Origin of the sequence: Bartonella sp. AA83SXKL (assembly GCF_042196965.1) — a bacterium.
GTDB lineage: Bacteria > Pseudomonadota > Alphaproteobacteria > Rhizobiales > Rhizobiaceae > Bartonella.
The window spans coordinates 1-697 of the sequence record NZ_JBHIRG010000194.1 but is presented as its reverse complement, the minus strand read 5'-3'; the positions used below and the strand labels follow the sequence as shown (position 1 = coordinate 697).

The following is a 697-nucleotide window of genomic DNA, read 5'->3' as shown; positions in this document are numbered from 1 at the left end:
TTGAGGGGAAACTTTCAGAGATTTACTATAATGGTTCACCGACGTCTCGTTATAATAATGTTGTATGGAGTGCTTTTCCTGGGCTTCAAGGTCATGTTCTGAACATGCGCGATATTGAACAGGGGCTTGATCAGATCAACCGTTTGAGTTCAGCGCACGCTCAAAGCGAACTTCTTCCAGGGCGTGAAGAAGGCAGCACCATTGTCAATATTAACAATCATCCCGATAAAACTTTCAAGGTTACTGTTTCTCATGACAATATGGGACAAGCCTCTACGGGTTATGCGCGTTATAGTGCGGGCTTGAGGGTAGAAAATATTTTAGGGATGAATGATGCGTGGGATTTTAACTATCAACGCAGTGAGCCCGATTATTGGGGTGGGAGCAAGCAAGAAGGACATAGCAATAACATTTCAGCGAGTGTGAGTATTCCATATGGTTATTGGACCTTTGGATTGAATGGCACTGTTTATAATTACCAAAGCATAATCCCTGGCAATTTTACCGATATTGAGACGACGGGGGATTCCAGTGAGTTGCACGCCAGTACAAGCAGGGTTCTTTACCGTGATAGTGTTTCCCTTACAACCTTGAATTTAGGTCTTTCTTATAAAAGAACCAACAATTACCTTCTTGGCAATAAGATTGAAGTGGGCAGCCGTCAATATAGCGTCGCCAATTTTGGCATTTCGCATTC

Annotated in this window: 1 protein-coding gene; it reads left to right on the top strand. The window is 43.0% G+C overall.

Annotation, left to right across the window (positions count from 1 at the left end; translation table 11 throughout):
• Positions 1-697 (top strand): ShlB/FhaC/HecB family hemolysin secretion/activation protein (locus ACFINO_RS10560; protein WP_375655805.1); only part of this gene is annotated, 697 nt, incomplete at both ends.